Origin of the sequence: Streptomyces sp. ITFR-21 (assembly GCF_031844685.1) — a bacterium.
Classification (GTDB): Bacteria; Actinomycetota; Actinomycetes; order Streptomycetales; family Streptomycetaceae; genus Actinacidiphila.
Genome location: NZ_CP134605.1, coordinates 2,807,128 through 2,829,574, shown reverse-complemented (window position 1 = coordinate 2,829,574; position 22,447 = coordinate 2,807,128). Strand labels below are relative to the sequence as shown.

At 73.0% G+C, this 22,447-nt stretch carries 21 protein-coding genes and 1 tRNA gene; 5 read left to right on the top strand and 17 right to left on the bottom strand.

Going from position 1 to position 22,447, the window contains the following annotated elements; all coding sequences use genetic code 11:
- Positions 1–250: 250 nt before the first annotated feature.
- Positions 251–1,666 (bottom strand): MFS transporter, encoded by a 1,416-nt coding sequence (locus RLT57_RS12330; protein ID WP_311297442.1) that lies wholly within the window; start codon positions 1,664–1,666, stop codon positions 251–253.
- A gap of 958 nt (positions 1,667–2,624) precedes the next feature.
- Between RLT57_RS12330 and RLT57_RS12325 the strand changes: the two genes are divergently transcribed.
- The 5 genes from RLT57_RS12325 to RLT57_RS12305 all read left to right on the top strand — a co-directional run bounded on the left by RLT57_RS12325 (position 2,625) and on the right by RLT57_RS12305 (position 10,589).
- Entirely contained in the window at positions 2,625–4,934 is a 2,310-nt protein-coding gene (locus RLT57_RS12325; protein WP_311297441.1) for an asparagine synthase-related protein, read from the top strand.
- 624 nt (positions 4,935–5,558) lie between these two features.
- A complete protein-coding gene (locus RLT57_RS12320; protein WP_311297440.1) occupies positions 5,559–6,788 on the top strand; it encodes a DNA polymerase III subunit delta' in 1,230 nt (409 codons plus the stop codon).
- Positions 6,789–7,190: 402 nt separating this feature from the next.
- A complete protein-coding gene (locus RLT57_RS12315; RefSeq protein ID WP_311297439.1) occupies positions 7,191–8,525 on the top strand; it encodes a hypothetical protein in 1,335 nt (444 codons plus the stop codon).
- A 95-nt stretch (positions 8,526–8,620) separates the two neighbouring features.
- Positions 8,621–10,231 (top strand): alpha/beta hydrolase, encoded by a 1,611-nt coding sequence (locus RLT57_RS12310; RefSeq protein WP_311297438.1) that lies wholly within the window; start codon positions 8,621–8,623, stop codon positions 10,229–10,231.
- A gap of 284 nt (positions 10,232–10,515) precedes the next feature.
- Positions 10,516–10,589: transfer RNA gene (locus RLT57_RS12305), tRNA-Thr, on the top strand.
- Between the two features lie 46 nt (positions 10,590–10,635).
- On the opposite strand, the gene RLT57_RS12300 is transcribed toward RLT57_RS12305, so the two are convergent.
- The 16 genes from RLT57_RS12300 to RLT57_RS12225 all read right to left on the bottom strand — a co-directional run bounded on the left by RLT57_RS12300 (position 10,636) and on the right by RLT57_RS12225 (position 21,733).
- Positions 10,636–12,000: a tyrosine-type recombinase/integrase gene (locus tag RLT57_RS12300; RefSeq protein WP_399128531.1), complete on the bottom strand. Its 1,365-nt coding sequence runs from the start codon at positions 11,998–12,000 to the stop codon at positions 10,636–10,638.
- Positions 12,001–12,080: 80 nt separating this feature from the next.
- Positions 12,081–12,281, bottom strand: coding sequence for a helix-turn-helix domain-containing protein (locus tag RLT57_RS12295; protein WP_311297436.1), 201 nt, complete (start codon positions 12,279–12,281; stop codon positions 12,081–12,083).
- A gap of 213 nt (positions 12,282–12,494) precedes the next feature.
- Positions 12,495–13,661 (bottom strand): DUF3631 domain-containing protein, encoded by a 1,167-nt coding sequence (locus RLT57_RS12290; RefSeq protein ID WP_311297435.1) that lies wholly within the window; start codon positions 13,659–13,661, stop codon positions 12,495–12,497.
- The gene (locus RLT57_RS12285; protein WP_311297434.1) at positions 13,658–14,023 is read right to left on the bottom strand and encodes a hypothetical protein; all 366 of its coding nucleotides are present in this window, start codon (positions 14,021–14,023) and stop codon (positions 13,658–13,660) included. The genes RLT57_RS12290 and RLT57_RS12285 overlap by 4 nt, the downstream gene beginning before the upstream one ends.
- The gene (locus tag RLT57_RS12280; protein ID WP_311297433.1) at positions 14,020–14,910 is read right to left on the bottom strand and encodes a bifunctional DNA primase/polymerase; all 891 of its coding nucleotides are present in this window, start codon (positions 14,908–14,910) and stop codon (positions 14,020–14,022) included. The genes RLT57_RS12285 and RLT57_RS12280 overlap by 4 nt, the downstream gene beginning before the upstream one ends.
- 124 nt (positions 14,911–15,034) lie before the next feature.
- On the bottom strand, positions 15,035–15,772 hold the full coding sequence (locus RLT57_RS12275) for a hypothetical protein (protein WP_311297432.1): 738 nt from the start codon (positions 15,770–15,772) through the stop codon (positions 15,035–15,037).
- A gap of 23 nt (positions 15,773–15,795) precedes the next feature.
- Positions 15,796–16,125: an RRQRL motif-containing zinc-binding protein gene (locus RLT57_RS12270; protein WP_311297431.1), complete on the bottom strand. Its 330-nt coding sequence runs from the start codon at positions 16,123–16,125 to the stop codon at positions 15,796–15,798.
- A gap of 170 nt (positions 16,126–16,295) precedes the next feature.
- Entirely contained in the window at positions 16,296–18,506 is a 2,211-nt protein-coding gene (locus RLT57_RS12265) for an FtsK/SpoIIIE domain-containing protein (RefSeq protein ID WP_311297430.1), read from the bottom strand.
- 87 nt (positions 18,507–18,593) lie between these two features.
- On the bottom strand, positions 18,594–18,770 hold the full coding sequence (locus RLT57_RS12260; RefSeq protein ID WP_311297429.1) for a DUF6257 family protein: 177 nt from the start codon (positions 18,768–18,770) through the stop codon (positions 18,594–18,596).
- Positions 18,771–18,772: 2 nt separating this feature from the next.
- Positions 18,773–19,168, bottom strand: coding sequence for a DUF6251 family protein (locus RLT57_RS12255; RefSeq protein ID WP_311297428.1), 396 nt, complete (start codon positions 19,166–19,168; stop codon positions 18,773–18,775).
- A gap of 9 nt (positions 19,169–19,177) precedes the next feature.
- Positions 19,178–20,059 carry a DUF2637 domain-containing protein gene (locus tag RLT57_RS12250; RefSeq protein WP_311297427.1) on the bottom strand — a complete coding sequence of 294 codons (882 nt, stop codon included), beginning with the start codon at positions 20,057–20,059 and terminating at the stop codon, positions 19,178–19,180.
- On the bottom strand, positions 20,056–20,289 hold the full coding sequence (locus tag RLT57_RS12245) for a hypothetical protein (RefSeq protein WP_311297426.1): 234 nt from the start codon (positions 20,287–20,289) through the stop codon (positions 20,056–20,058). The genes RLT57_RS12250 and RLT57_RS12245 overlap by 4 nt, the downstream gene beginning before the upstream one ends.
- Positions 20,286–20,606, bottom strand: coding sequence for a hypothetical protein (locus RLT57_RS12240; RefSeq protein ID WP_311297425.1), 321 nt, complete (start codon positions 20,604–20,606; stop codon positions 20,286–20,288). Before RLT57_RS12240 ends, RLT57_RS12245 begins: the two co-directional genes overlap by 4 nt.
- Entirely contained in the window at positions 20,603–20,908 is a 306-nt protein-coding gene (locus RLT57_RS12235; protein ID WP_311297424.1) for a hypothetical protein, read from the bottom strand. The genes RLT57_RS12240 and RLT57_RS12235 overlap by 4 nt, the downstream gene beginning before the upstream one ends.
- A gap of 77 nt (positions 20,909–20,985) precedes the next feature.
- Positions 20,986–21,186, bottom strand: a complete 201-nt coding sequence (locus RLT57_RS12230) for a hypothetical protein (protein WP_311297423.1) — start codon at positions 21,184–21,186, stop codon at positions 20,986–20,988.
- 97 nt (positions 21,187–21,283) lie between these two features.
- Complete coding sequence (locus RLT57_RS12225) at positions 21,284–21,733, bottom strand: DUF3307 domain-containing protein (RefSeq protein WP_311297422.1); 450 nt, start codon at positions 21,731–21,733, stop codon at positions 21,284–21,286.
- Positions 21,734–22,447 lie beyond the last annotated feature (714 nt).

Below are 22,447 nucleotides of genomic sequence, written 5' to 3'. Positions count from 1 at the left end.
CGACCTGCTGGGTTGCGGCGGGTACGGCCTCCGGCCCCGGGCTCCCCGGCTCCCGGCCTCCGGCAGTCCAGCGGTCGGCGGGGTACGGGGTACGGGGTACGGGCTGCGGGACGTCGGTAGCCGGTAGCCGGTAGCCGACCGCCGGCAGCCGGCAGCCGACCGCCGGCGTCGGGAGCGGGCGGGCCGGGGGTTGGGCCGTGCCCGGTCCGGGCCGGCCGGCAGTCGGGAAGCACCGTCGGCCGACGGGCGGTTACGCCGGCGCCGCCAGCAACGGGCGGGCCCGCTCGCGGAGTTCGAGCACCCGCGGCTCGTCGTTGTACGGCTCCAGGCGGTGCAGCAGATCCCGTACGTACTCGGTGGTGCGGGCCGAGGAGATGCGGTTGGCGACCTCCACCGCCTTGACCCCGGCCGCGCAGCACGCGTCCAGGTTGCCCGACTCCAGCTCGGCGACGGCCGAGACCACCAGCCGCAGGCCGTGCGAGCGGACGAACTCCTCGGTGGGGCGGGCCAGCGCCTGCTCGGTGAACCGCTGGGCCTGGCGGGGCAGCCGCAGGTCGCGGTAGCACTCGGCGGCGTCGGCGGCCAGCCGGTCGTAGGAGTAGAAGCCGAGCCAGCTCGGGTCGGCGTCGCCCTCCCTGGCCCGCTCCAGCAGCGCCTCCGCGGCGGCCAGGGACGCGCCGCACGCCTGGGCCTCGCCGGCCTTGGCGTGCGCCCGCGCCTCCACCAGGTGGAAGAAGCTCATGGTGCGGGCGGTGGCGAGGCCGCGGTTGCGTTCCAGGGCGGCCTGCGCGAGGTCGACGCCCTCGTCGGCGAAGTTGCGGTACGTGGCCTGGAGCGACATCGACGCGAGCACGTACCCGCCGAGCGGCACGTCCGCGGCGGCGCGGGCCAGCCGCAGCGCCTGGATGTAGTACCGCTGGGCGGCCTCCTGCTGGCCGGTGTCGAAGGCCATCCATCCGGCCAGCCGGGTGAGTTCGGCGGTGGCGCCGAACAGCGCGCGGCCCACCTCGTCGCTGTACGAACCGAGCAGCAGCGGCGCCGCCTCGACCCGCAGGCACTCCGGGACCATGCTCGAACGCCAGTCGCCGCCGCCGTACTTGGAGTCCCATCGGCGGGCGTCCTCGGCGGCCTCACGCAACTTGGTCACATCCACGTGGCCGACATGGGCCATGCCCGGCGCGGGCGCGTCACGGGCCACCGTCGCGTCGGCCGGGGTGATCAGCCAGCGGGACGCGGGAGTCACGTAAGCGCTCACTGCGAAAGATCCGGCCAAGCTCTGCCAGATGCCCCCGCCGCCGGGGCCGCGGCGCCCGGCCAGGTCCAACCGCCACAGGTCGGTGGCCGATTTCACCGCCTCGCCGACGTCCCGCGGGAAGGCCAGGCCGACTTCGGGCGCGGGGTCGGCGTCCGCCAGACCTATCTCGTGCAGCGGCACGGGCCGGCCGAGCTTGCTGCCGATGGCCGCGGCGATCAGGTGGGGCGCGGCGCCCTGCGGCACCATGCCCTTGGCGACCCAGCGGGCCACCGAGGTCTTGTCATAACGCAGGGTCAGACCCCGTTGTGCGCCGAGGTCGTTGACCCGGCGGGCGAGCCCGGCGTTGCTGATGCCCGCCAGAGCGAGAAGGGTGCCGAGTTTCTCGTTCGGCCCGCGGTGTTCTCTGTTCACTGCGGTTCACCTCGTGATGCCGCTGGGGGCAGGCCGGCCGGCCTGGTGATGTCATGGGGTTCGGGGTTGGCCCCTCCCTGGAGCCCGATTCAGCCACCGCGTTCGCCCTGTCACAACGGGTGCGGCGCATGCTCCGGACACCCGAGTCGCGCGTACGGGTGCGAACCGGGTACACCCAGCGTAGTTCGCCGCATCCCGACCGTTAAGAGGCTTGTACCGGATGGCCGGAAACCAGTCCCTTACCGGCCATTGTGCTTGCTGGATACGGGAGTTGAACAGGCCGGATGACGACCTTTCATGCGACCGCGCGCCGGGGAGGGCGCTTCGCGGGCTCGGCCGGGCCCGGTCGGGCACGGCACGCGCACGGCCCGGAGTGTGCTCCCGGTATATGTGGCCGTGCGCCCGGCCGTGCGCTCTGTGCCGGGCGGGCTGGCGGCGCTTGCATGGTGCCCGTGGGTCGGCCCGCGACCCCGCCAGGCGGCTTGGCGGGGTTGGGCGGGCCAGGAGTTCCGTTGCCACCATCCCCGCGGGCGGCGGACCGGCCCGGGAGGATGGGACATGCCTCCCGGGCCGTCGCCCGCCGGCCGGGACGCCGGTGCGCTACGGCGGCACACCGTCACGGCATGAGCACACTACGAGCGCGACGGCCGCCGCGGCCGGCCCCGGCGGGCCCCCGCCGAACCGCCGACCGCCGCCGGCCCGGCCGTCGCGGCGGCGGTCCACCGGCACATCAAGAACTGCCTGCGCCGAAGAACTTGGCGCGAATCAGACGTTTCGTCTCACGGGCCCTCCCCGCCGGCCGCCGACAGGCGACCCGTCGCCCCCAGGTGTCCCCATGCGCCTCCGCGCGCTCCTTCACGTGGCAGCATGGACTTCCGGACATCAGACGTGGCGACGAGGCGGGGCGGAGCGGCGATGGCGCCCGCGCACCGGCTGTCCACAGCCTGTGGAGGCGGCTATGCGGTGGTTGGTGGGGTGGAGCGGCGCCGCAGCGGGTCCCGGGCCCGGCTCCGGAGCACGTTCGCTGCAGCCCGTCGGCGCGCAACTGCTGTGGGCGGACCCGGATCCGCTGTGGGCGGTGGGGGACTGGCGGCCCGACGAGATCCGCGTGGTGCACGCCGACCCGGCCGCGTCGGGCGGCAACAGCCGAAGCGCGGGCGGCGGTTCCGGATACGACGACGGCTCGTACCAGAACGGTCGTACGCATCAGCGGCCTTACCCGCAGGGCGGCCTCAACGGCTCCGGCCGGTACGGGAGTTCCGGCGACAGCGGCCGGTCCGCCGGTGGCGACGGCAGGTCCTTCGGCGGTGGCGGTGGCGGTGGCGGTCGCGGCTCCGCCGGAGGCGGCATCGCCCGGCTCGCGGTGCTCGGCCGCTGCGGCGCCACCGACGCCCAGTTGCGGCTCGGCCTGACCGCCGCCCGCGGCGGGGCGCTGCGGCATGTGACCGCCTGGCCGGGCAGTTACACCGCCGTCCTCCAACTAGGCCGCCGCATCGCAGTGTTGGGTGACCTGGCCGGCGCCCGGCCGGTCTTCCACACCCCCTGGTCCGGCGGCACCGCGTACGCCACCGCCGCGCTCCCGCTCGCCGATCTCATCGAGGCCGGCCTCGACGTCACCCACCTCGCCGCGACCCTGGCCTGCCCCGACGCCCCCGAGGCGCTGCTCGACGGCACGCCCTACCTCGGCGTACGCCGGGTACCGCCCGGCCACGCGCTGATCCTGCGGGACGGCGCGCCGGAGATCACCGGGTACGAGCCGAAGCTCTCCCTGGCCGTGGGCCACCAGCCGACCACCTCCGCCGACGCCGAAGCGGCCGTCGCGGGCGTACGGGACGCGCTCGTCGAGGCGGTACGCGCCCGGCTGGCCCAGCCGCGCTACGTACCCGGCCCCGACGAGGAGCCCGCGCCCGGTATCGGCGCCGACCTGTCCGGCGGCAGCGCCTCGGCGACGCTGGCCCTGCTGGCCGCGGGACTGCCCGGCATGCCCGGGACGCTGCCCGGCGGCCCCGGCGCGCTGGCGGGCGAGCGGCTGCTCGCCGTCACCTTCAACGACCTGGTCGGCGGCCCCGGTTCGGGCTACGCGGCCACCGCCCGGGTCGCCGAACTCGAACGCGCCCGCGCCATGGGCACCGACCCGCGGCTGCGGCACATCGTCGTCCCCGGCGGGGAGGAGGCGCTCCCGTACGCGGAGCTGGCCGGCGACGCGCTCGGCCCGCTCACCGACGAGCCCGGCCCCTCGCTGGTCACCGCCGAACGCCACCGGCGGCGGCTCGCCGCGGGCGGCGCGGACCACCTGATCGGCTTCGGCGCCCGGCAGGTGCTCGACGCCCACCCGGCGCGGCTGGCCGACCTGCTGATGGACCGCCGCCGCCGGCACCTGCTGGGCCCGGTCGCGGCGCTGACCAGGGCGGACGGGGCGACCGGCGGACACCCCGCGCTAGTGCCGTTCACCGTCCCCATCACCGTGTACCGGGCCGCGCGGCGGCTCGCCCGCACCCCGTACCAACGTGGCGTGGAGGACGCCGGGCTCCGCCTGCTGCGGCGGGAGTTCGGCGAGGGCGGGCGGAGCGGGGCCGCCGGGCCGCTCGGCGCCTCGCTCGCCGCGATGGCCTGGGTACGGCCAGGCCCGGCCGCCCGCTGGCTCACCGGTGAGGCGCTGGCCGAGGTGTCGGTACGGCTCCAGGACGCGGCCCGTCGCCCCTGGCCGCTGGAACGCCCCGGCGAACGCCGCGCCCGCGCCGCCCTCGCCCGCCAGGCCGCCGACTTCCGGGTCCTGGAGCAGGCGGTGGCGATCTCCTCCCAGCGGCTGCACGCGCCCTTCCTCGACAATCAGGTGGTACGCGCCTCCCGGGCCCTCCCCGGCGCCCTCCGGGTCCGGCCCGGCGCCCGCGCGGACATCCTGCGCCAGGTCCTCCAAGGCGCCGGCGTCCGCGACCTCCCCCCGGGCTGGGGCGCCTCCTCGGCGGCCTCCGCCGTCGCCGCGACCGCCGCCCGGATCGGCCTGCGCAGCACCCTCGACCCCCTGCTCGCCCTCTTCGACGCGCCCCTCCTCGCCGACGCCGGCCTCATCGACGCGGCAGCCATCCGCACCGCCCTCACCGCCGCCGCCCGCGGCGAACCGGTCGGCCTCGACGGCCTGGCGGAACTCGTCGCCGTCGAACTCTGGCTCCGCCGCCTGCTCGCCCGCCGCGGCTCCTGCTGGACCGGCGCCGCGGGCGAGCCCGAGCAGCGGGCAGTGGCGTCGGGAGTGCAGCGGCTGGCGCTCTGAGGTTTTCGGCGGAGGAGGGGAGCGCGGGGGCGCGGGCTCCTGGCGTTTCGACGGGCGGGACCGGGCGGGGTGGGGGTGTGGGGACGGGGGCGCGGGCTTGGACTTTGGTGCGGGTGCGGGTGCGGGGGTCGGCTCGGGTTCGGGACTTCCGACCGGGGGTCGGCAGCGGTTGGCGGCGGCCAGCGGTGTACGTCCGGGGGCGGGGGCGGGCGGCACGTTGGGGCGGTGCGGGAGCGGGGCGTGCCGGTGGAACCGTGCGTGCGGGGCCGGTGCGGGCTGGGCGGCATGGGGCTGGGCGGTCGGCGGGTGAGTTTGCGCGGGGTAAGCCTGGGCAGACGTGGGGCTGCGCGGGCCGGGCTGGGCTGGGCTGCGCGGGCACAGGTCTTGTGCGGGCCGGGCGGGGCGGGGGCATGTCCGGGCGGGCCGCGAGGCGCGGGCCCACGTGTGCCCGCGCCTCGCGGGGGAGGGAAGGGCAGCCGCACGGAAGGAGCCGGGCGAACCGCCCCGAGCATCGCTGTCAGCGCCGTACCGCACAATGAGGTCAGGACGGCGCCCCGGGCCCCACTAAGCGGCCCCGCCCCCGGGTGCCCCCGGGCAACACCAGCAACCGCGGAGGTCGGACGCATGACGGTATGGGACGACGTGGTCGGCCAACCCCGCACGGTGGCCGAACTCTCCGCCGCCGCCCAGGACGCCGACGCCCTCGTCGCAGCCGCCGCGACCGCCCCGGCCGGCGCCGGCTCCCCCCCGACCGCCGGCTCCCGCATGACCCACGCCTGGCTCTTCACCGGCCCCCCCGGCAGCGGCCGCGCCACCGCCGCCCGCGCCTTCGCCGCCGCCCTCCAGTGCACGAGCCCCGACAGGGCCCTCGGCGCCGCCCCGGGCTGCGGTTTCTGCGACGGCTGCCACACCACCCTGATCGGCACCCACGCCGACGTGGAGTCCCTGCGCACCGACCTGCTGTCCATCGGCGTCAAGGAGACCCGCGACCTGGTGCGCCGCGCCAACCTCTCGCCGGCCGGCGGCCGCTGGCAGGTGATCCTCATGGAGGACGCCGACCGCCTCACCGAAGGCGCCGCCAACGTCCTGCTGAAGGCGATCGAGGAACCCGCCCCCCGCACCGTCTGGCTGCTGTGCGCCCCCTCCGTCGAGGACGCCCTCCCCACCATCCGCTCCCGCTGCCGCCTGCTGACCCTGCGCACCCCCTCCGTCGAGGCCGTCGCCGACGTGCTGACCCGCAGGGACGGCGTCGACCCCGCCCTGGCCGCCCAGGTCGCCCGCGCCACCCAGGGCCACATCGGCCGGGCCCGCCGACTGGCCGCCGACGAGACCGCCCGCTCCCGCCGGGCGACCGTCCTGCGCCTGCCACTGCGCGTCGCCGACATCGGCGGCTGCCTGCGCGCCGCGCAGGAACTCGTCGACGCGGCCACCGAGGACGCCAAGGCGGTGGCGGACGAGGTCGACGGCAAGGAGACCGAGGAGATGCGCGCCGCCCTGGGCGCCGCGGCCGGCGCGGGCAGCCGGATGCCGCGCGGTACCGCCGGCGTCATGAAGGAACTCGCCGACCGCCAAAAGCGCCGCTCCACCCGCACCCAGCGCGACACCCTCGACCTCGCCCTCACCGACCTGGCCGGCTTCTACCGCGATGTCCTCACCCTCCAACTCGGCCGCTCCCCCGCCCACGTCGCCAATGCCGAGGCCCTCGAGGGCATCCGCCAGATCGCCACCACCTCCCGCCCCGAACACACCCTCCGCCGCATAGAAGCAGTCCTCGCCTGCCGCACCGCCCTTGACCGAAACGTCGCCCCGCTCCTCGCCGTCGAAGCCATGACCCTCTCCCTCCGCGCCGGCTGACCACCCCCGCCCAGCTCCCCACCACCGGGCGCCCCGGACCCAGCCGCTCTGAGCCCCCGACCCGGCCCTCCCTCTGAAACCGCTGGCCGCGGCCCTGCCAGGCGCACGGGGGACTCTGCACTCACCGGACCACGGGCGGGTATCCCGGCCCAGAACGGACGCGGCACCCCGTCAACCCCTGACCCCACCCCGCAAAGGCCCCGCCGCCCCGAGGCGCCGCCCGCCCCACGCACCGTCGGCCCCCTGCTCGGCGCCGCAGGCACTCGGCGTTCGGGTGATCAGGGCCCCCCGCCCGTTACGCCGCCCCTCTTCCCGGCCCACCCCGTTGCAAGGTGCAGGCAGCGCCCCGCCGCTCCGTCTCCTGTCCCCGCGGGGCCGCAGCCGTCCCGAGAGGGTCCCGCCGTGGCCGACGCCGCACTCGCCTTTCTCCTCCTGCTCTCCCTCGCCGCCACCCTCACGCTCGCCCTGCTCGCCCTGCGCTACTGGCGCGCCGAACGAGTCGGCCTGGTGTACGAGCTGCCCGTCGACCTGCGCGGTACGGCGCTACGGGCCGCCGCCGCCGGACTCGCCGCGCTGGTGGCCACGGCCCTGGCCGTACCCCTGCTGCACACCGCGCCGCCGTCCCGCGCGGCCGAAGCCGCCCCCGCCTCCACCGCGCCGCGCCTGCCGCTGGCCGCCCCCGCCCCGCCACTGCCGCAGCCGGCACCCACGCCGCCCCCGGTGCCGTCCCGAACCCCTGAACCACCCCCACCGCTCCCCGAACCCCGCACCCTCGGTCACCCGTCCGGCGGTACCCTCCAGATCCTGGGCGACCGCACTCGTGTGTGGCTGCCGCCGGGCTACGACTCCCCACGCGGGGCCGACTTCGCGTACCCGGTGGTGCTCGCCCATCTGGACACCTCCGACAGCGCCCTCACCACCGACCTGTTCGGCGGCTTCGCGGTGGCCGCCCAGCGCGGCCGGTCCGACTCCTTCCTGCTGGTCATGCCGGACAGCTGTGCCCGCCCCCCGGCCGTCATCCTCTCGGAGGTCTCCCGCCGCTACCGGGTCCTGACCGCCCGCACCGCCCGCGGGGTGCTCGGCATCGGTGCCCAAGCCTCCTGCGCGGTACGGGAGGCGCTGGCCGACCCGGACCGCTATCACGCGGTCGCCGGCATCTCCGGTACGTACCCCCCGATCGCCCGGCCCCCCGGCCCGCACCCGCCGCTGCTGCTCGCCGCCGCAGCCGGAGAGAGCGGCTCGCGCGACTCCGCCCGCCGGCTGCGGCTGACACTGCGCCCGCGCGCCGACGACGTACGGCTGCTCGACGGCACCGCCCGCCGGCCGGCGCTGATCCAGCTGGTCGCCGCGTACCTGACCGAGAAGCTGGACGGCCCGGCAAGGCGCCTCCGGCCGACCGCACGGAAGCCCGCCGCCCCGGCGCACCCGCCCACCTCCCCGCACCCGTCCGCACCCGCGCACTTGTCCACCTCCTCGCACCCCTCGGCCTCCCGGCCCCTGACCACCTCCCCACACCCGTCCACCTCCTCGAACGGGTCCGCACCCGCGCGCCCGACCACCCCCTCGCTCCCGCCCGCTCCCGCCCGCCCATCGGCACCCCCGCGCCCGTCCGGCACCCCGCACCCATCGAAACCGTCGCACCGGTCAACACCTCCGCCCTCGTTCACGCCGTCCACGCCGTCCGCGTCCCGGCTCTCACTTCCCTCACGCCCACCCGCACCCGATCGCCGCACCTGACCCCGTAAATCACTCAAAAGGTGACAGGTTGAGTGATCGCCGACGACGTACGGCGGCTACGCTCGCTTCATCCGACGGGAGGGACCGAGCCGCCGATGCACTCGCCGCTGCGCGCCACACGCCTGCTCCGCATCACGGCCACCGTGATCGCGGTGTCCGGACTGCTGCTGACCGCATGCTCGTCCGGAGAGGCCGGTCACAAGGCCGCCGCCTCCTCGCCCGGGCCGACCACCGCCTCGCCTTCCGCCTCGGGATCCGCCGCCTCGGATACGCTCCAGCCGCTGCCCGCGCGGATCCCGGCCGACCTGGCCGCGTACTACGGCCAGAAGCTGAGCTGGCGCGACTGCGGCGTCCCGGGCTTCGACTGCGCCACCATGAAGGTCCCGCTGGACTACGCCCACCCCGATCCCGCCGACGACGTCAAGCTCTCGGTCGCCCGTAAGAAGGAAACCGGCTCCGGCAAACGGCTCGGCTCGATGCTGGTCAACCCGGGCGGCCCCGGCGGCTCCGCCATCGACTACCTCCAGTACGCGGCTCTCGGCTACCCCGCCCAGGTCACCTCCCGCTACGACATGGTCGCCGTCGACCCGCGCGGCGTCGCCCGCAGCGAGCCCGTCGAGTGCCTGTCCGACCAGCAGATGGACGCGTACACCGCCGTCGACACCACCCCCGACGACACCGCCGAGGTCGACAAACTCACCACCGCGGACCAGTCCTTCACCTCCGCCTGCGACAAGCGCTCGGCGAAACTCCTCGGCCACGTCTCCACCATCGACTCGGCCCGGGACATGGACGTCCTCCGCGCGCTGCTCGGCGACCAGAAGCTGACGTACGTCGGAAAGTCGTACGGCACCTTCCTCGGTGCCACCTACGCCGGCCTCTTCCCGCGGCGTGTCGGCCGGCTCGTCCTCGACGGCGCCATGGACCCCTCCGTCGACGCGCTGGAGAGCAGCCGCGCCCAGGCCGGCGGTTTCGAGACCGCCTTCGACGCCTTCGCCGCCGACTGCGTCAAACGCGCCGACTGCCCGCTCGGCACCAAGTCCGTCGCGGACGCGGGCAGCCGGCTCGACGCCTTCTTCAAGGACCTCGACGCCCACCCGCTGTCCACCGGCACCTCCCGCCCGCTCACCGAGGCGCTCGGCACCACCGGCGTCATCGCCGCGATGTACGACCAGAACGCCTGGCCCTCCCTGCGCGGCGCCCTCGCCAGCGCGCGCAACGGCGACGGCGACCCCCTGCTCAAGCTCTCCGACGGCTATTACGAGCGCGACGACTCCGGCAAGTACAGCAACCTCATGTACGCCAACGCCGCCGTCAACTGCCTTGACCTCCCGCCGGCCCTGTCCTCACCGGCCGACGTCACCCGCGCGCTGCACGCCTTCAAAAAGGCGTCCCCCCACTTCGGCACCACCCTCGCCTGGTCCTCCCTCATCTGCGGCTACTGGCCTCTCCCAGCCACCGGCCACGTCGAACGCATCGAGGCCAAGGGCGCCGCCCCGATCCTGGTCGTCGGCACCATCCGCGACCCGGCCACCCCCTACGCCTGGGCTGTCTCCCTCGCCTCCCAACTCTCCTCCGGCCACCTCCTCACCTACGACGGGGACGGCCACACCGCCTACGCCCGCGGCTCCACCTGCGTCGACTCCGCCGTCAACGCGTACCTTCTCCAGGGCCACGTCCCCCCGACCAACAAGAAGTGCTCGTAGCCTCTCCTCGCCCTGTCTTGCCCCTCCGGCCCTGCCCGGCCCCCGCGCCCTCTGCCCGCCCCTCCGGCCCTGCCCGCCCCGGCTCCCTCCGCCCTTTTCCCTCCCGGCCCCCTTCGCCGCGCCACCGCGCCCCACTCCCATCCCCTCCCCGCACCCCCGCCCTCCTCCACCCGTCAGGCCCCTGACCAGCGCCTCCCCATGATCCCCACCCCGTCCTCACCACCCCCCTGAACCCTGTAGACTTTCCCCGCTGCTGCTGCCACCCTGTGTCAGCACCCCAGCAAGCCGCCTTAGCTCAGTTGGCCAGAGCAACGCACTCGTAATGCGTAGGTCTCGGGTTCGAATCCCGAAGGCGGCTCCCGGAAGGCCCCAGGACTCACTCGCCGTGACCTGGGGCTTTTCCTTTACCGGATGCGGCGACGTCGCTGCGCTCGGGCCGATTTGCTGTCGGCGGTCTCAGTTCTGGTCTCAGTAGGGGCCTTGGGCTGCGGAATGAAGGTGTCACCCATGCGGTTCATGGCGTCCTTCGACAGGTGCGACCGCCCCTTGACGTAGCGGCGGGTCTGGCTGATCTGGGTGTGCCGCAAGATCTCCATGATGGTCACGATGTCCACGCCCAGCTCGTTCAGGATCGTGCCTGCGGTGTGGCGGCTACCGTCGTACAGCCGCCGGTCGTCAATGCCCGCCTCAGCGAGCAGTTCCTTGAACTCCTCCCAGTCCCGGCGCGGGTCCAGCGGCCGGCCGTCAGGCCGAGTGAATACGGCGCCGCACTCCTCCCATGCTCCCCCGGCCGCGGCCTTCATCGCTTCCTGTTGTTCCTTGTGGGCGTGCAGATAGGGAATGAAGGGCGGCGGGATCGGTACCTGATTCCTGCTCTTCTTCGTCTTTGGACGGGTGAAGACCAGACCCCCTTCCTTACGCTCGGGGCAGGCGCTCGCGTGCTTCGTGCACGTCTTCGTGCAGGGCCTGGGGCACCCTCGCGTGTATCCCTTGTGTGCGGTGCAGCTGGGCGGGCAGGGATCGAACCGGTGCAGCCGGGTGCCGCACGAATGCGGATCGGAACAACCGTGCCGCCACGTAAGCCGTTGAAGCTGCCATTGTGGGTGGAACAGCTCGTTGTCCAGGTCCACGTACTTCCATCGCAGACCGAGGGTTTCCCCTTGCCGGAAACCCATTCCGACACCGACTACCCACCGCATGAACGTCTCGCGTTTGGTCGCGGCGGCGAGGAATGCCTTTGCTTCTTCGATCGTAAAGGGGTTCGCTTCGGTTTCGTCCACTGTCGGCGGGTCAACGAGCGTGGCGACGTTTTCCACGATCATTCGGCGTCGGTGTGCGATCTTAAGGGCCCGCGACAGGATGCGATGAACCTTGAGCACGTGTGACGGCGCATGCCCGGCATCGAGCATCACCCGGTACATGTGCTCAAGGTGTTCGGCCGCGAGCTTGTCGAGGCGGTGCTGACCGATCCCGGGAATGATGTCGTTGCGGGTCTTGGACCAGTAGTCGTCCAGCGATCGGGGCTTGAGTTTGAGACTGGCGATGTCGGTGAGATAGGTCTCCATCCACTTCTGCACGGTCGGCTTGCGCCCGGCTTTGGGTGCGTGGCCGTTGTCCCGAAGGTTCTCCAGTTCCTTGACCTTGCGCCGTACTTCTGTTTCGGTCCTAGCCCGGCGGTGCCGTCGGTCGGGACTGCCGTCACTTTTGACTCCCATCGTGACGCGCCCGTGCCACCAGCCGTCATTTCCTGGGTAGATGGACGATTCCATGTTGGCTTTTCGAGGGCTCAAGCGATTCCTCCATGCGGGGGGCGGGCCGATGTTCTCGGCCCGCCCCGGGTGCTCTGTGCTCAGTGGGATTTTTCGGTGAGGCTTGCGGCGAAGCGCTCCAATTCGTCGCGGTGAATTCGCCGGGAGCGTCCGCGTTTTACGAAACGAAGGGCACCTTCCGACATCAGCTCGTAGATAGTGGAACGGCCCAGCGACAAGGCTTCCGCTGCATCTTCGGGGCGGTAAAGGATGAGGGGGATGGACGTGGTGACGGTGCTCATGGGAGGCGACTCCTAGGTGAGCGGGGGTGGGGACCCCTTCCTGTCAGGTCCGCTACTTCCGCTACCTCCGCTACCACCCTGGTCAGGGGCTTGTTTGTGGTAGCGGATGGGGTAGCGGGTAGCGGGTGTGCCGCTACCGGGCGGCGGTGGCCGGTAGCGGCAAGGTGGTGCGGGTAGCGGACAGGTAGCGGCTGATCCGGTGTTTGCCGCTACCTAGTTGTTGCTGGTCAGGGGCAGTGGGAGGGGGTCGGTAGCGGAGGTAGCGGACGTTTGGGGAGTGGGAGGGCAGTAGCGGTTCCATGCGTCGTGCAGGTCGGTTGCGTAGTAGCCCTTCACGACCCCGTCGCCGGTCTTGATGTTGCGGGCCTTGACCGGCTGGTTGTCCGCGGTGACGTACTCGCCCAGGCGCTTGGCCAGGCCGCGGGCGTCCAGCGGCCGGCCGTTGATGTCGGCCCACGGGGATTCGTCGAGCGAGTTCAGGCTGAGCAGAATGTGCGCGGTCGGCATGCGCTCGACGCCGTTGAAGACTCCCCGCAGGTCGGTGAGCAGCTTGATTCCGAGGCTGGCTTTGTCGTCCTGCTTGGCTGCGGTGACCAGTTCCAGGCAGGCGGTCCGGGCTCGCTCGGGCCAGTCCCCGCCAGCCGCGTCGGCGACGGCGAGCAGCGGTTCCCACACGTCGGCCGGGCGGTCGCTGACGCCTTCGGGCATCTCGGGGAAGGCGCCGTCCACCTGCTTGCGGACGCTTGCCGCCCACTTCCCCAGCCGGTCGCGCAGCGCGTGGCCCTGGGGTTCGTGGATGCGCAGACGCCACGGCTCGATGACCTCGTTGGGGGCCCGGCGGCGCATCCGGATGATGACCGAGCGGGACAGGATCGTGTCGGGCAGCGAGCCGAGCCCGGCCATGGCCAGCGCGCAGTACGAGGGGAACTCGGTAGGGGTCTGGTTGGACCCGTCGCCGACGCAGCGCCACGTCGGCGCGCCGCGGCGGTGTCCGGCGTTGATGAACGCGCGCAGTTGTTCGTCGCCCCCGGCGGCGGCACCGAAGATGGCATCCACCTCGTCAAACAGGATGGTGGGGCGGGTGTCGGTCGCGGACACCGCGCGGAACATGGCGTTGGCGGTGGCGTTGGCGGCCATCATCCGGTTGGGGACCAGGGTCTCCATGACCTCAAGCGCCCGTGATTTGCCCGACCCCGGTTCCGGGGACAGGAAGGCGATCCGCGGGGTGGAGTCGAAGGCGTCGATGAGGTGTGCGTGAGCGTCCCACAGCGTCACGGCCACGTACGAGGCGTTCAGCGGGAAGACGTTGAACCGACGGTGGAAGGCTTCCACCTCGTCCAGCAGGGCGGCGCCGTTCTCGCTCGGCGGCTGCTTGGTCATGCTGCCTGCTTCCTTTCGGTTGCGGTGTGCAGCGTGCAGAGGGTGCGGTGGTGGGCGTGGTCCTGTACCAGGGCGATCACGTCGGCCTGTCCGGTGGCGGTGAGGTGGCGACCGCACCGGCAGCGCGAGATGGCCCGGGGAGGTTCGCCGCGGCCGGGCGCGCCGATGATGCGGAGCCAGGCGATCACCCGGGGCTCGCGGCCGGTGTGCGAGTCAGGGCGAACGGCAGAAGGGGCGCCCTGCCGGGCGGCGGTCTTCGGCGTGCTACGGCCGGCGGTGGCTCGGGCTGGCTGGGCGGGGCCGGGATGGTCGTGGGTGGTGGTGAGGCTTTTCAGGCGGGGGGAGGGTCCGGGGGTGCTCATGCTGTCTGCCGGGGGCGGGCGGTGCGGAGGGAGTAGTCCAGTGCGCTGCGGATGGTGGCGCGGCACTCGGACGCCGGCAGTCCCGTCGATTCGCCCCCCGCCTGAAAAGCCTGCTCTACGGTGTGGCGGGTGAGGTCTCCCCATGCCACGAACCGGCCCACCGCCCGCACGCTGGCGAGCAGTTGGGCGTTGCGGCCACCCTCACCGGCTCCGGTGACCGCGGCCACCTCGCGGCGGAGGACAACTTCGGCGAGCCGGGCCCCGGTGCGGGCGGGCATGGGCGGGATCGGGGTCGTGGCGGGCTTCTGAGGGGCAGTCAGAGCGTTTTGGAGCCATTCGGGTAGGTTTGCAACGGGCGAGGGGTCCAGGACCGTGTACGGGCCCGCAGGGGTCTGGCTGCCGGGGGCGACAACCTGTCCGCCCCATCCCCGGGTGTCGATCTTCGGGGCGAGGGTGCCGGCCGTGTTGTGGAGCCGGACCCCGGGCGGGGTGGTGAAGTACAGGTGCGTACCGCCGCTCGCGGTCCGGACCCGGTAGGTGGAGGGGGCGGGCTGCCCGGCGCGCTCGCAGAGCGCCAGGAAGTTGGCCGCGCCGTCAGGCGTGCCCTTCTCGTCCTTGGGCTTGAGCGTGTCGAGGTCCACCACGAGCAGCCCGGCCGGGCCGGTGGCCACACCCACGTTGTAGGGGCCCGTGCTCCAGCAACGCCGGATGCGGTCGGTGTCGGTGGTGGCGCGCTGCTCCCAGCCCTTGTGTCCGGTGGCGCACGGGCCGGTGCCGGGGCAGGTGCGTTCCCCGTGCACGGCGGGGATCTTGGTTCTGGGGCGGAGGGGGATGACTGGCCGGCCGAGCGCGGCGTTGTGCAGCGCGGCGGCAAGCAGATGGTTCATGCTGGTGTTCTCCGGTTCCTTCGGGATCGGTGAGGAACCGGGACGGCCGCTCTCTCGCCAAAGAACGGCGGCCGTCCCGGGTAGTGCTACCTGCGGTGACGGACGATCAGCCCGGGGGTGTAGGTCACGTCGGCTCCTGGACCGTGCCGGCGGGGGGCGGGGTGATGGGCGGGATGCTCAGAACGGTGACGGTGGTGTCGTCGCGGTAGCCGTCCGGACCGTTCGGGACGGCGTTCACGATGGCGTCGGCGAGTGTCTGCGGGGAGGTGGCGTGCTGGCGGACCAGGGCGGTCAGGTTGCCGTGGGTGAGTGCGTCGGTGCCGTCGCTGGCCAGGATGATCAGGGGGTCGTGGCAGGTCACGGACAAGACCGTTGCGGGGGTGGCCTGAGGCAGTGCGGTGGTGATCCAGTCGTGGGCCACGTCGCCGACGGGGATGCCGAGAACGCGCATCTGTTCGGCGAGGGTGTGCGGGGTGGTGTAGCGGCGCAGTTCGGTTCCGTCCCAGCCGTAGGCGTGGGCGTCCCCGATCCAGCTGATCATGGCCCGCTCGCCGGGCTGGACGGTGGCGACGACAGCGACCCCGGACGGTTCGGGTTCCTCGGCGGCACCGGCGTCGGCAACCAGCAGGCCGGCGGACAGGAGTCCGGCGCGTCCGCCGTGTTGGGCGGCAACCCTGACCGCGGTTTCCGCCAGCAGCAGGGCGACCGTGGGGGCGGTCGGCGGGTGCCCGCTGATGTCCACCACCGCGGCGGCGGTCAGGCCGTTCTCGCTGGTGAAAACCGCCGCGCGGTCAGCGTTGTTGTCCTCCGTGCCCTGGCGGGTGGCCAGGGCAGTGACGACGCTGGGGGTGGGGGTGGTCAAGTGAGACTCCTTGTCGAGTTCGGTCAGGTGGCGCACGGCACGCAGGTGCCGAGCGATGTGGGGATGACGTATCCGGCATCGCGCCGGCAGGTGGGGCAGGTGCGGCGGGCGCGCATCATGGTGTGGTGGGATCGCCAGCGGCCGGGGGTCATGGGGCGGACGGGGCGGGCGTGGGCGGGGTCGTAGAGAAGTGCGAAGCGCTGTCCGCCGGTGTGGCGTGCTTTGCGCGAGGCCCAGCGGATTTCGGCGACGGGGTCGTGTCCGCCGGGCCGCAGGCCGTGGGCGCGGAGCTGGCGGCGGGTCATGAGGCCGTCGGGGGCGGTGCGGTAGCGGTAGACCGGGATGGTGGCCACGGGTGCTGTCCCTCCTGGTTCTGGTGGCCTGAGAGGGGTGGGGAGGGGGTGTGGTGTCCCCCCTCTACGGGGCGCTACCTTGCAGGTCAGGACCCCTCTACCGGGGGCGCTACCGGGGTAGCGGAGCCCCGCTACCGGCCGGGGCCGGGTAGACCCCGGCGCGGGGGGTGTCAGGTAGTGGGGGCGGGGTCTACCGGGCCCGGGGCGGGGCGTGCGGCGAGCAGCAGTTCGGGGGGCACGGCGGCTTCGAGGTCGGCGCGGCGGTACCCGGCGCGGTTGACGCTGCCGATCTTGACCTGCTTGCCGGTGCGCTCGACTCCGGCGGCCTCCAGCTCCCGGGCGAGGCGTTCGGCGTCGTAGTCGCCGTAAGTGTCGCTGTCGAGGTTGTCGAGCCGCTGGAGCAGGTCGATCGTGTGCATCCGGTCGGCGTGCCGCATCATGTCCAGGCAGTCGGACAGAACGGGTGCGATGGTGACGCCGGCCTGGTCGGCGGCGGCGGTGATGTCGCCGGCCGCGTCGCCGGTGAGGGTCCCGGCGGCCTGCCGCAGGGTCCGTCCGCGCTGGCAGATCTCGGCGAAGCCGGGGTTGTCGAGGTAGTCGGCCCGCACAGTCACAAACGACGCGGGGCCGGTGACCAGCACGCCGGTGCCGACGTGCTCCTCGGACAGCACGGACGCGTCGGCGCCCTGAGCGGCCTTGCCCTTGCCGAGCACCATGTCCGAGGACGCGCGGTCCACGACCTGTGTGGAGTACCGCAGGGTGATGATCTCGCGGAGCTTGGTCGGCACCGACTCCGCGTCCGGCCGCTGTGACGCGTAGTTGCTGATGAATCCGGCGGCCGGTCCTCGCCGCGCGATCCGGCACAGGTCGTCGATGACCTGCTCGCGGTCGTCGCGGTCCATGGCGGTGAAGTACTCCTGCAGCTCGTCCACGGTCAGGAAGATGACGGGCAGGCTGTACTTGACGACGATGGCGGGGGTGAGCTTGCCTTCCGGGCAGATGGACACCGGCAGGCCGCGCAGCAGCGCGAACCGCCGCTCCATCTCGGCGAGCAGTTCCTTGAGCATGGCCTTGAACGCTTCGATCGCGTCGTCTTCCGCGCCGAGGACCAGGCGGTGGGCGACGTGCCGCATGGGCATCCAGTCCGCGCCGCCTTTGCCGTCGGCGACGTAGTGCCGCACGTGCGCGTCGAGCAGGCCGGCGGCGGTCATCAGGCGCTGCGTGAAGGTCTTGCCGCGCCGGGGCAGGCCGCCGAAGAACAGGCTCTGCCACATGACGGGTACCGAGACGCGGTTGCCGCGGGCGTCCTGCCCGAAGGGGATCGGGTCCCACACCGAGAACACCGGGAGCTGGGCGAGGGGTGAGCCGGTCGGGTCACCGAGGTAGGGGTCGTCGTCGGCCACCCACATGCTCACCCGTCCCGCATGGCCCCCGCCGGCAGCGCGGACCCGGGCCATGATGACCTGGATCTCGTCAACTCCCAGCTCGGCGGCGATCTCCTCGCGCTTGGCGAGCACGTCGGCGGCCTTCTTGCCCCCGCCGGTGGGGAGGTCGAAGACAACAGCCCAGCCGCGGCCGTCACGGATCGGACCGGTGACCGTGCGGACCTTGGGCCCCTCGTCATCGCCCTTGCCCGCCTTGAGCAGTCCGGCCGCGCGGAGTGCGTCGTTGAGCTGAGCTGCGTTCATGTCGATGCGCAGCGGCGGGGTGGACTTGTCGAGGAACGGCACCTCGGAGCCCTTGCGGCCGACCACCGCCAGGATGCCGAGCAGCAGCGCGGCGGTGGTGACCAGGACCGGGGTGGCGGCCAGCGCGAGCGCGAGACTGCTACCGGCCGCGACCGCGACCGCCGATCCGAAGCGGTAGCGGCGGGCTTCGGTGCGGGCGCGGTGCGCGGCCTGGTGGGCGACCGCAACGGCCGGATCGTCGGGCCTGGCGGCCAGTGACGCGGCCAGTGCCTTGACTGTCTTGGTGTGGTCGGCCGCGCTCAGCACCGGCCAGAGCCGGACCGTGCAGCGGTACCCGCCGCGGCAGGCCAGCCCTACCGTCTTCGCGCCGTACTTGGGCACGCGGATCGAGTGGTAGCGGGCGTGATAGCCGGTCAGGCGGACCAGCGCCCCGGCGTTGGCGCGCAGCGCGGCCGGGGTGGCCAGCCACGCGGGCAGAACCGGAGCGTCCGGAACCGCGAGCCAGTCGGCAAGCGGATTGTCCGCCCGGTCCACCGCCTCACCAGCAGCGTCCGCAACCGGCGAAACGGCCGGGGCCCCGTCCGGCTCGGTGTCCGCCGGGCCGTCCTTGGTCAGCCGGACGGGGCCGGGGCGGTGGTCGTCAAGGTGGTGGACGGTGCCTATGGCAGGCACCTCCGTGAGAATGTCGGTCATGATGGGACGTACCTGCTCTCTGCGGAGTGACAGGGGGCCCGGAACGGCCGGTTGTCTTGGCGGATGCACGGCCGTTCCGGGGCGGAGCTACTTCTTCGTGTCCTTCTCGGCCCGGGTGCGGGCACCGGTCAGAATGCGGTCGATACGGTTTTGCTGACGGCTCGTCAGGACCCCGCGGCGCAGCGCGGCAAGCGCCGTGACGCGGGCGATCTCTGCGGTTTCCCGCACGGTCAGGGGCGGGTCGTCGGGGTGGGTGCGGATCACGGTCACTTCCCCCGGGGCTTGCGGGCGCGCTGCACCGTGTCGAGAGCGGCCTTGCCGTCGGGGCCGCCGATGGAGCGGACGACGGTGACCACGGCCCAGCCGGACACGGCGACGACGACCGCGACGACGGCCAGGTCGATGGCCATGGAGGTCATAGCGGCCACCAGCAGCGGGCCGAAGTAGACCCCCGCGGCGACCGTGCCGGCGCCGACACCCGAGCCCAGCGCGAGGCGCTGAACGGTGCGGTCCGGCGGAGCCTGGTGAATGTGGATGATCTGCTGACCGGCGTTCGGGTCGGCCGGCTGCTGGGGAAGGTACTCGGGCCGGTGGACCGGAACCGGGGCGGTCGGCGGGGGGAGGTCGGGCAGGTGATTGTCGAACTCGTAGCGGCGGGGCATGGTCACTCCTCAGCGGGTCGCGGCGAGCTGGTCGCCGGCAGGGTCGGATTCACGGTCGGTGTCGGGTGCGAGGTGCAGCGGGCGGGCCGCGGGCAGCGGCAGCGGGTCGAGGCCCGCGTCGTGGTCGGCGAGCAGGGCCCGCAGACGCGGAACGCCGATGCCGAGCGCGGCCAGCGCGGCACGCTGCGAGATCGGTCCGGCCGCGCCCGTGCGCAGTTCGGTCAGGTGCGCCAGCAGTTCGGCGTCGGTGCGCACCGGGCGCGCGGTGCGGCCGGTGAAGGGGGCCTGCCGTGCGCGGGCCGCGGCCGGTTTGGTCCGCGTCGGCGGACGCGCCACGGGCGCGGCACCGGCCGGAGCGTCAGCCGGTACTTGCGGCGTGGTGTCGTCAGCGCGGGCGGTCGCGGGCTGAACTGCGCTTTCCCTGCTGTCGTCCGCAGGATCGGCAGCGCTGCCGGGGGCGGGGTCGGGGTGGTGGTGCAGCACCTTGGCGACCAGGTCGGAGCCGAAGAAAATCGACCCCACCGGCAGCGAGGTGGCCAGCAGCACAAGCATCCAGTTGGCGGGCGCCCACGCGGCCAGATGCATGCGCACGGCGGTGTGCGCGTGCAGCGCGGGAACGAGTCCGTGCACGTAGTTCAGCACCAGCGAAGCGCCCGTGTAGGCGGCGAGCACGCGCAGCGCGAACCGGCGGTCGGGGCCGGTGAGGACCAGCGCGGCCACCAGCGCGAGCGCCATCAGTCCGTCCACGACGAACGGGTACAGCAGCGCCGCCGACGGGTCCGCGCCGATCGCACGGGCGATGTCGCGCAAAGCGTTCCACGACACCCGGAACGCCAGCCCGACCACGACCACCAGCGCGAGAACAAGCAGGGTCTTGGCGGTGCGGCTCACTCCCCCTCACCCCCCGGGCGCCCCCAGCCGGTCAGCCGCACCGGACCGGGACGCAAACCGGCATCGGCGAGCAGATCCAGGACCAGCGCGACCCCGAACACGGCCACCAGCAGCAGCCGCACCACCGCGGGCGGGTGGATACCCAGCAGCCACGCCAGACCTGCCAGGACCGCCAGCAGCCGCGCCCGGCGGGCAGCCAGCAGTAACGAACGGCTCGTAAACGTCTTCATGCCGCGCCCCCGTCCGGCTGCGGAATGTCGGCGTAGCCGGTCAGCTCGATCCGGGCGCCGGCGTAGTCGGTCCCGGCCTTGAGCACCCAGGTGCGGCCGTCGGACTGGGTACGGCAGGTGACCAGCTCCGGGGAGATGCCCAGCACGGTCCGCCAGGTCTCGAAGCCGGCCAGGTCGTCGTGCAGCGACACGTCGAGCTGGCCGGGGAAGACGGCGTGGACGTGGATCATTCCGGCGGGCAGCGCGGCGTGTTCTGAGAGCAGCACGCGCAGCGCCAGCAGGGGCGCGCTGATGTCGGCGAGCGTCGGGGTGCTCATGCCGCCCGCTCCTTCCCGCAGGACCGGCGGCGGACCGGCGCGGCCGGACGGGGCGCGGGGACGAGGTTCAGGAGTTCGGGCATGGTCCGGCCGATCACGTCGGCGGACAGCGCGGTGACGCGGTCGATCAGGGCGGGGTCGTCGGCGATGATGTCGCGCGCCGCGGCCTCACGGCCGGCGCGCTGCTCGCTGGTCTCGTCGTCCTCGCCCAGCCACAGCTCTAGCGGTGTGCCGATGCCGATGGCCAGTTCGAGGAAGTCGTCGGTGCTCAGGACCTCATGAGGCCCGATGTAGTCACGCATGGGAGGGGTCTCCGAACGGAGGAAGGAGCCGGGGCGGCCGGTGTGTGCACGGTCGCCCCGGGCAAGGGGGAAAGGGGTCAGCGGGAGGTGACGTTGTCACCGGTGCCGTAGTGGATCTGACGGTCACCGCCGATGTTGTCGCCGGTGCCGTAGTGGACCTGATCGGCGTTGTCGGTGCCGGTGCTGGTGGTGGACCCGGCGGTGTAGGTGAAGTCGCCGGACACGTCGCCGGTGATCTGCACGCTGCCGGCCGGGCCGGTGATACGGATGTTCGCCACAGGGATCGCTCCTTGATGTGCCGGGCCGGTCTGTCCGGCTCCCCCTCACCCCCGGACCGGTCAGGGTCCGGGGGATCAGGCAGCCGTCAGGCCGGCGTCACACCACCGCGATGAGCAGCGCAGCGACCACAAGGAACAGGTGGTGGAAGGACTGGTCCAGTGCGTACGCGCCGGTGCCGATCGACGGGTTGTCGTCGTGGCCGGGCCGCGGGGCCCCCAGACGGTAGAAGCCGCCCAGACCCAGCCGCTCGGCGAGCCGGGCCAGGGTGGTTCGGCGGTCCGCCCACCAGTGGGTGACCGCATCCACCCCCAGACCCGCCACCAGGCCGGGCACCGACAGGTGCAGACCAAGCAGCAGACCGACCGGCAGCACCACGACCACCTTGGTCAGCGTGAGCGTGGCCACGTGCCGCGCACCGGCCAACCGGCCAGCCCAGCCCGGTCGGCCCTTGGCCGCAGACTGAGCCGAAGTCTGCACCCAGTGATCACCCACCGAATGCGCAACGAACAGAGCCACGAACACCGAGGCGAACACAGCGGCGTTCATGCGGCCATCACCAGCCCGGTACGGGGCTTCGGCGACGTGGCCGGGATACGGATTGGACTGTCCGCCTGCGAGCGCGGACGGGCAGGCGCGGGGACCGGCTGACGGCCGTCCCGCTCATGCGGCGTAGGCCGCAACGGCAACGGCGGCCGGTCAGTAACGGCGGCCATCACCGACCACCACCGTTCTCACTGCGCCGGTTCTGCTCGGCAAGCTTGCGCGACAACTCCGCGCGCTCAGCATCTGTCAAACTGAGGGACACAGGTTCCTCCTAGACGAGACCTGTACAGCGGCGTCCCCGGGCTGCAACCCGGGGCGCCGCGCCTGTTGTGGCTGTTCGCTTCGAGCAGCCACGGCCGCGCGCCGCCCCGGATCGGGTACGGCGCGGACCGTGCGTGCTCGGACGCAAGGCCCGAAGCGGCTGAGCAGTCCCAAGCAGAACCCAGCAGCCGGCGCGGACGGAACGACGCGGGCAGGGCAATACCCGCAGGCCAGGTCACGGCCGGCGGGCGCCCTGTGTACATAAGCGACCCATCACGGGTCTCCTTCCAGTGGTGCGGATCTCGGGTGATCCGGTGACCGCGGCCAACCCCTGCCGGCCGGAAGGCCGGGGTAGTGCAGCCGCGATCCCTGGCCTGCTCCCGATGGAATCAGCAGGTCAGGCCCCTTATTTCGCCCCGGGGAGGTAGGTGGCCCCGGACCGCGTAATCCACGACG

Coding starts and splice junctions, on each gene's coding strand:
- RLT57_RS12325 (WP_311297441.1), top strand. CDS start 2,625: ATGCGGTGGTTGGTGGGGTGGAGCGGCGCCGCAGCGGGTCCCGGGCCC.
- RLT57_RS12320 (WP_311297440.1), top strand. CDS start 5,559: ATGACGGTATGGGACGACGTGGTCGGCCAACCCCGCACGGTGGCCGAA.
- RLT57_RS12310 (WP_311297438.1), top strand. CDS start 8,621: ATGCACTCGCCGCTGCGCGCCACACGCCTGCTCCGCATCACGGCCACC.
- RLT57_RS12300 (WP_399128531.1), bottom strand. CDS start 12,000: ATGGAATCGTCCATCTACCCAGGAAATGACGGCTGGTGGCACGGGCGC.
- RLT57_RS12295 (WP_311297436.1), bottom strand. CDS start 12,281: ATGAGCACCGTCACCACGTCCATCCCCCTCATCCTTTACCGCCCCGAA.
- RLT57_RS12290 (WP_311297435.1), bottom strand. CDS start 13,661: ATGACCAAGCAGCCGCCGAGCGAGAACGGCGCCGCCCTGCTGGACGAG.
- RLT57_RS12285 (WP_311297434.1), bottom strand. CDS start 14,023: ATGAGCACCCCCGGACCCTCCCCCCGCCTGAAAAGCCTCACCACCACC.
- RLT57_RS12280 (WP_311297433.1), bottom strand. CDS start 14,910: ATGAACCATCTGCTTGCCGCCGCGCTGCACAACGCCGCGCTCGGCCGG.
- RLT57_RS12265 (WP_311297430.1), bottom strand. CDS start 18,506: ATGACCGACATTCTCACGGAGGTGCCTGCCATAGGCACCGTCCACCAC.
- RLT57_RS12255 (WP_311297428.1), bottom strand. CDS start 19,168: ATGCCCCGCCGCTACGAGTTCGACAATCACCTGCCCGACCTCCCCCCG.
- RLT57_RS12245 (WP_311297426.1), bottom strand. CDS start 20,289: ATGAAGACGTTTACGAGCCGTTCGTTACTGCTGGCTGCCCGCCGGGCG.
- RLT57_RS12240 (WP_311297425.1), bottom strand. CDS start 20,606: ATGAGCACCCCGACGCTCGCCGACATCAGCGCGCCCCTGCTGGCGCTG.
- RLT57_RS12235 (WP_311297424.1), bottom strand. CDS start 20,908: ATGCGTGACTACATCGGGCCTCATGAGGTCCTGAGCACCGACGACTTC.
- RLT57_RS12225 (WP_311297422.1), bottom strand. CDS start 21,733: ATGAACGCCGCTGTGTTCGCCTCGGTGTTCGTGGCTCTGTTCGTTGCG.